Genomic DNA, 6674 nt, shown 5'->3' with positions numbered 1-6674 from the left:
GCCAAAGATTTTGCAGCTTATATAAAGAATATCGGCTATGATAATAACAGCCTTCCTGAAGCATTGGAAAAAGCGGGTGCGGCAGGTATTGCCATTTCAAACTGGACGGGTATTATGGGGGCTAACAGAATATTTGGCGCAAAAACTACCAAAATTCCGATGGTCGATATTGATTTGGAAGACTATGGAATGCTTTACAGAATGGCAGAAAAAGGAACTCGGCCTAAAATTAAAATTGATGCCCAGTCAAAAATACTTCCCGAAGCCAAAAGCTTTAATACGATCGGAATGATCAAAGGGAAAGAAAAACCTGATGAATATGTGATTCTTTCTGCCCACCTTGACTCATGGGACGGAGCACAAGGAGCTACAGATAATGGTACCGGTACGATTACCATGCTGGAAGCCATGAGAATTCTGAAAAAATATTATCCTGATAACAAGAGAACTATTGTCATCGGACTTTGGGGCAGTGAAGAGCAGGGATTAAACGGTTCAAGAGGTTTTGTTGCTGATAATCCTCAGATAATTAAAGGAGTACAGGCAGCCTTTAATCAGGATAACGGAACGGGACGAGTGGTTAACATCAGTGGACAAGGATTTGTAAAAGCTTATGATTATGTAGGAAGATGGCTTGATGGAGTTCCAAAAGCCGTAAGAAGCCACATTAAGACAGATTTTCCAGGAATGCCTGGTGGTGGAGGTTCCGATCATGCTTCTTTCGTGGCAGCAGGAGTACCCGGAATTTCTTTAGGTTCTCTGAACTGGGGGTATTTTGGATATACATGGCATACCACGAAAGATACCTATGACAAGATCGTCTTTGATGAGGTGAAAAATAATGTGATTTTAACAGCGGCATTAGCTTATATGGCGTCCGAGGATCCTGAATTCAGTAACAGAGAAAAAAGAGTAATGCCTCAGGATGAAAAGGGAGAGGCGGTAAAATGGCCGGAAGTAAAAGAACCCCGAAGAAGTTCTAAAGATTATAAGTAGTTCTTTATTTGAAAAACAATAAAGAAGACTAATTTTAAATCTCTGAATATTATACCATATTCTGGTATATTCTTTTGCCGTTATTGCTTAAAACATGTATTTGTAGTTATATATGTTTTAGTCAATAACGGCATTTGTTATTATGAATTTTTCTAAAAACAGGAATATCTCTTACTGTATAACCGGAACGTGGTAAGATTCTGTTATTCTTATCCGGATTACATCCTTTAAACAAGGTAGTAAAAGCACAGCGTTTTAATCAGGAATGAATGGCATAATAAATTTATAGAGGCTGTGAATTGATTAAATACTGAATAAATTTTTCCATTTTGCAACGGTATTACGACTCAATTTAAAATGCAGGGCCAGCTGCGTATTATTAAGATAATTCTTTTTTTGATATTCAAGGATTTTGTGTATCGTTTCTTCATTGTAGGAACGATGAGACTGATTTGCCTTGATGTCCTGGTTATAATTAAATATTATTCTGTTAATTTCTATTACATCAAACGCTGACAGATTTTTCTTCGATAAAATTTTTGCACACTCGTCCTTTTTCTCAGGATATTTCAGGTCGACAAGATCAAGATAAATCTTTTTATAATCAGGTGTCATTGAGTGAGATTGCTTGTGATGATCCATTTGTAACATAATAATATAAATTTTCAATTTTATAGCTCTTTTTTGAGCGAACTGTATTTAATAAAAAAAGAATACTAGAGTTCATAAATTAATTAAAGAGAGTGTCTCAACCAATTAAAAGAATGCTTTTAATATTTAAAATAATAAAGTAAAATTGTTTTTGAACTTTACAATAGTTTATTTCTTTAATGTCAGTTACAACTCTAGTACCTGGTCTTAGTATCAACTAAAGGGTTTGTGAGTTAATAGAAAGTATATAGTTTGTGTTTTTGTGCAAAAATATAGGTCCTGTTCTATACGCTGCAATATTTTGTATACATCATCTATACAGCTTTTTTTGAATGTCAAAAAATATAAAAATTGCTTACAGATAACGGTTGGTTGTCTCTTACTATAAATCGGGAGTATTTGCTTGAAATAATGCATGTTTCATTGTGCTGTATCTGTGATGTATGTGCCATTTAATGCATCATAGCGCTTATTTTATACTTTTACTGTGAAACAAAAAACATTATGAAGAAAAAAATTGTATTAACCTTGCTCGTATTATCGTTGCTGGATGTATATTCCCAGGGCGGGATTGATACTCCGAATTCTAAAATTACTCTGGATGTAGCAGGAAATTCAACGCCAGCTATACGGGATGGTATCATTGCATCAAGAATTACCGCAGATCAGCTAAAAAATTATCCTTCCTTACAAGCTGTAAAATAATATGATTATAGAAACAGAATGTGTTCTTACCGGATCATCTTAATATTCTCTAAAGTTAATTAAGTTAATCCCCCGAGCCCAGCTCTGCTTACTGTATATTTTAGTAATTACAATAGCTTTTAACACAATAAATTGAAAAAAATGAAAAATTTCATCCTGACTTTAATAAGTACTCTCATAGTTTTTTCGTGTACTGTAAATGTTTCTCAAAAAGATATTCCCTATACATCAGCAAAGAAATACTTTGTTAAAAATATCTCCGATCAAAAAGATTTAACCGAAAAAATAATTACTTCACAGGAAGAATTTGATCAGATTTTTGGGCCTGCAACAACAATGGGCATGAGCGGGAAGCCAACACCTATTGATTTTTCAAAAGAAAGTGTACTTGCTCTTATTTACCCTAAAACCAATCTGGAAGTGGAGATTATCCCTGTCAGCCTTCAGCAGAAAGGTCAGAATATAGTATACTCTTATAAAGTGATCAAAGGAGGTCAGCGGAGTTTCATGACTATCCCCAATACCATTGTTATCATTCAAAAACCTGATTCAAAAAAAATAATTTTTCAGAAAGTACAGGAATAAGCAGAATTATCTGCTGATATCAAAGAAACAGCAATTGAATATACAATATGATCAGCGTGAGCATAAAAAGAATATTTCAATTTTTAATGATGGCGTTTGCCCATTTGTCTATTTTTACTGTCTTATATTCTCAAAATTATACTCCGGACCAAATAGACAGCGCATTAATAATTAAATCCGAGAAATTAAGAATAAGAGGTGAAAAAAAAGAATTAATTTCTTTCAATGAAAAATATATTATTATTTCCCAAAACCAGAATTATCTGAAAGGAGAGATTTTAGGTTATATCAATATTGCTAATATCTATGCAACCATAGGTGACTATAAAGAGTCTTTTTATTATCTGCGGAAAGCTGAAAGAAAAATCAAAAAAATCAATGATGCTTATTTATCTGCCAGGCTATATCACGAATATGGACAGATTAATTATGTTATTGGGTTGTACACAAATGCATTGAAATATAATTCACAGTCTATTTACTATGGTAAGCTGATTTCCAATCGTAATGAAAGGGAAGTATTATCAGGTATTTATGCAAACAGGGCAGATTTCTTACATGATATCCACCAGCATGATTCTTCGCTGGTTTATTTGCACAAAGCATTAAATATAAAATCGACTCCGGTAATTAATTCATTGATAGCGAATCATTATATGGTTTATAGAGCGAATCCGGATTCATCTTCGTATTATTTGAATAATGCATTGAAACTACTACAGAAAATGGATTACTGGAATGTTCAGAGAGGACAGACTTATTACTTTTATGGTAATTTTCTTAATAAAAAAAAAGAGTACGAAAAAGCGTTGATGTACTATACAAAATCTGTTGCCATTTTAGAAAGAACCAAAAGAGTTTATAATATTCCTCTGCTATACAAAACAATAGCCGGTACTTATCGGATTTTAAATGACCAGAAGGGAGAAAAAGAATACCTTGAAAAGTATACAAGGATAAATGACAGTTTAAGCAAGGTTTGTAACGAAAGCATCAATATTTCTATCGATGAAATGGTAAAGGAAAAAGAATCTGCAGATATTTCAAAGAAGAATGTATTTTTTGTTTATAAAAGTGTAGTTTTCTGTCTTATTGTTATTTTACTTTTAGCCTTTATCCACTGTCAACAGAATAGAGATATTATAAAACAAAAGGAATTTGAAACAGATGTCTTAAAGGAAAAACTTAATAATTCCTACGATTATATTATCGAGCTGGCTAAAAAAAATGACCCTAATTTTCTCAACAAATTTCAGGAAGCATATCCGGACTTTATTAAAAAATTACTTGAAATAAATTCTAATTTGTCAAAATCTGATTTAGCTTTTTGCGCAATGATATGGGCAGGATTTACATCAAAAGAAATTGCACAGTATACTTTTGTGGAACATCGGTCTGTTCAGAATAAAAAGCATAGACTCAGGAAAAAATTAAATATTTCTTCAGATGTTGATCTTTACTTTTTCTTTAAAAATCTTTCTGATGACAGCTGAGAATAGTAAACCGTGATAGATATATTGTTTTCTTAAAGATATAGAAGTGTTGATTTCTAGAGTTTTATAGATGTTGTTATTGGATGTTGTATCTAAGATGTATGTGGTTGTATATAATAAAAGAGATGTTGTATTGTAGCTTTGCATAAAATTTAAAAATACAATATTTATTATGAAAAAGAAAGTTGTACTTATTACCAGTATTTTTTGTTCCTTATGCTATCATTCCCAAGTTGGAATTAATACTTCCACTCCTATTAAATCCCTGCATGTTAACGGATCTTTACAGGTTGTCAATGAACTTAATGTGGGAGGGACTGCTTCCACCGCAGGTTCGGCAGGAACTGCAGGGCAGGTTCTTAAGTCTAATGGGCCGGGTAATGCTCCTACCTGGCAATCTATTGCGGGTGTTCCCAGTTCTACAGGAACTGTGATTGTAGTAAATGGACAATTTCTGGTGGCTCAGGAAATTGTTGTACAAATGACTAATGATTTTATATGTTCTGCTGGCAGCACTACTGTATCTATAGGAAACCTGAATAATGAGATTGTGGATAATGAAAACCAGTATACGGGTTCAACAGCAGGTAATTCATTTAAAGTGTCTGCTGACGGTGTTTACCAGGTGACAATGAATGTGCAGCTAACAACCGGTAATGGATCATCTCCTGTAATAGGTATCTGGGACGATACAACCGGTAACTGGGTTGCCCGTGTCAATGATCTGTATACAGCTCCAACTGGAAGTTTACAAACCTATACTTTGTTTACTTCTATTCCTATGTTGGTTAGTCATACTTATTCATTCAGGGTAACCAATAGTACAGACAATGTAACTATTAAATATTTAAGCTCAGGTGCCACAGGATCTGGCCCTGTTACTCAAATGTCCGTAAAACGATTAAAGTAGGGTGCAGTTTCTTAATTTCTATATTTTATTAAAAAAACAGACTAGTTTTAGTCTGTTTTTTTTTATTTTCTTTCGTTGATTTTTTGACAATTTATTGTATAAGCATAAATGATAAATTGGCATTAAAGTGATAGTGTAACTTTTACAAAAAATAAGTTGATCTACTTATTTTTATCCGTATACTTTGCGATCCATTTATATAGCGTGGTTTTTGGGATTTTATAATCATTTATTATCTCCAGCTTTGTTTTTTTCCCTGTTTCAATTTGCTCAAGAATAAATTCTATTATTTCTTTGGTGTAGATATTTTTCCTAAACGCTGGCAGAGAAGATGTTTTTTTATCGGAAGTTTTATGGGAAGTTTCCTTTTTGGGAGGAGAAAAGAGGATAAGATGCTGTGAGTAGGCCCGGAAAAAATCATACTCCAGCAGTTTGCTCCACCTCAATAATTTATCAGTTGTCAGATCTTGTTCAAGGAACATTTGTTCAATCTCAGATTCAGTACATTTCATGAAACTGCATGCTCTCTGCATGTCCAGTTCTTCTTCCTGAAATTTAGCTTTAATAGTACTGCCAATATGTATTTTTTTAAAATTCAAAATAAACGGTATTATATAGTTAAAATTTTTTTTTGCAAAGAATAATTAAGTCTTAGGACTTATGATTATTGGTTGGATGACCAATATGGTTTGGATTATAGTGAGTATTTTCACTATGCTCTATACAGGTGATATTAATTCCTACCTGAGAAGAGAAAATAATAGGGATAAACATTTTTTTTATCATTTGTTCAAATTTAGCATTCATTATTTTTTTTTAATCAAATGGCTCTACATCAGAGATACATCAATTTCTATGGTATAGGATCAAAAAACTCCCGTAAAACGGGAGTAGCAACTTTGATCAGTATTATAGATTTCTATAAAAATGAAAACTGATTTTGTTATTAAATATTGAGAACTGAAAGTTTTACAACATATGTTTTTGTTTGTGTAAAAACTTTAGTTAAATCCTCAATTCAATATTTCTTTTGTGCTTTATATCAGATTGTATTAATAAATTTTACTGTTACAAAGTTAAATCTGGCATATGATTAAAGCAAAATTTCATATACATCAAAAATACATCAATTCATAGTTTACCGTTATAATATCATCCGGGGCATAAAAATCTAATGAAAAACAGGAATTTTGTCAGTTGGTTATACTGCCTCAATAAACTAATTGATATAAATTAATTTCCTGATGATTTTTAATTCGATATGATTGATTGTTTATGTATTTCAATTAATCAATATATAGTGAATATAATAATTTTGTTTTTTTGTATTTATG

The 6674-nt window shown here is 32.2% G+C and carries 7 protein-coding genes; 5 read left to right on the top strand and 2 right to left on the bottom strand.

Annotated features, from left to right (window positions below; genetic code table 11):
• Positions 1 to 996, top strand: a 996-nt coding sequence (locus tag LIV57_RS22750) for a M20/M25/M40 family metallo-hydrolase (RefSeq protein WP_227944438.1), incomplete at its 5' end; no start/stop codon positions are given.
• A 303-nt stretch (positions 997 to 1299) separates the two neighbouring features.
• On the opposite strand, the gene LIV57_RS22745 is transcribed toward LIV57_RS22750, so the two are convergent.
• Positions 1300 to 1647 carry a helix-turn-helix domain-containing protein gene (locus tag LIV57_RS22745; protein WP_227944437.1) on the bottom strand — a complete coding sequence of 116 codons (348 nt, stop codon included), beginning with the start codon at positions 1645 to 1647 and terminating at the stop codon, positions 1300 to 1302.
• Between the two features lie 504 nt (positions 1648 to 2151).
• Between LIV57_RS22745 and LIV57_RS22740 the strand changes: the two genes are divergently transcribed.
• From LIV57_RS22740 to LIV57_RS22725, 4 genes are all read left to right on the top strand, one after another.
• Positions 2152 to 2352 (top strand): hypothetical protein, encoded by a 201-nt coding sequence (locus LIV57_RS22740; RefSeq protein WP_227944436.1) that lies wholly within the window; start codon positions 2152 to 2154, stop codon positions 2350 to 2352.
• Positions 2353 to 2493: 141 nt separating this feature from the next.
• Positions 2494 to 2937: a hypothetical protein gene (locus tag LIV57_RS22735; protein WP_227944435.1), complete on the top strand. Its 444-nt coding sequence runs from the start codon at positions 2494 to 2496 to the stop codon at positions 2935 to 2937.
• Positions 2938 to 3023: 86 nt separating this feature from the next.
• Complete coding sequence (locus tag LIV57_RS22730; RefSeq protein ID WP_227944434.1) at positions 3024 to 4430, top strand: LuxR C-terminal-related transcriptional regulator; 1407 nt, start codon at positions 3024 to 3026, stop codon at positions 4428 to 4430.
• A 172-nt stretch (positions 4431 to 4602) separates the two neighbouring features.
• Positions 4603 to 5340, top strand: coding sequence for a hypothetical protein (locus LIV57_RS22725; RefSeq protein WP_227944433.1), 738 nt, complete (start codon positions 4603 to 4605; stop codon positions 5338 to 5340).
• Between the two features lie 161 nt (positions 5341 to 5501).
• Here LIV57_RS22725 and LIV57_RS22720 read toward each other — a convergent pair whose 3' ends face one another.
• Complete coding sequence (locus tag LIV57_RS22720; RefSeq protein WP_227944432.1) at positions 5502 to 5939, bottom strand: transposase; 438 nt, start codon at positions 5937 to 5939, stop codon at positions 5502 to 5504.
• Positions 5940 to 6674: the final 735 nt, after the last annotated feature.

This window comes from Chryseobacterium sp. X308, from assembly GCF_020733145.1.
In the GTDB taxonomy this organism is placed as follows: Bacteria; Bacteroidota; Bacteroidia; order Flavobacteriales; family Weeksellaceae; genus Chryseobacterium; species Chryseobacterium cupriresistens.
Note: the sequence above shows the minus strand (reverse complement) of the source record. Positions and strands in the feature narration are given on the sequence as shown.

Coding starts and splice junctions, on each gene's coding strand:
- LIV57_RS22730 (WP_227944434.1), top strand. CDS start 3,024: ATGATGGCGTTTGCCCATTTGTCTATTTTTACTGTCTTATATTCTCAA.
- LIV57_RS22725 (WP_227944433.1), top strand. CDS start 4,603: ATGAAAAAGAAAGTTGTACTTATTACCAGTATTTTTTGTTCCTTATGC.
- LIV57_RS22745 (WP_227944437.1), bottom strand. CDS start 1,647: ATGTTACAAATGGATCATCACAAGCAATCTCACTCAATGACACCTGAT.
- LIV57_RS22740 (WP_227944436.1), top strand. CDS start 2,152: ATGAAGAAAAAAATTGTATTAACCTTGCTCGTATTATCGTTGCTGGAT.
- LIV57_RS22735 (WP_227944435.1), top strand. CDS start 2,494: ATGAAAAATTTCATCCTGACTTTAATAAGTACTCTCATAGTTTTTTCG.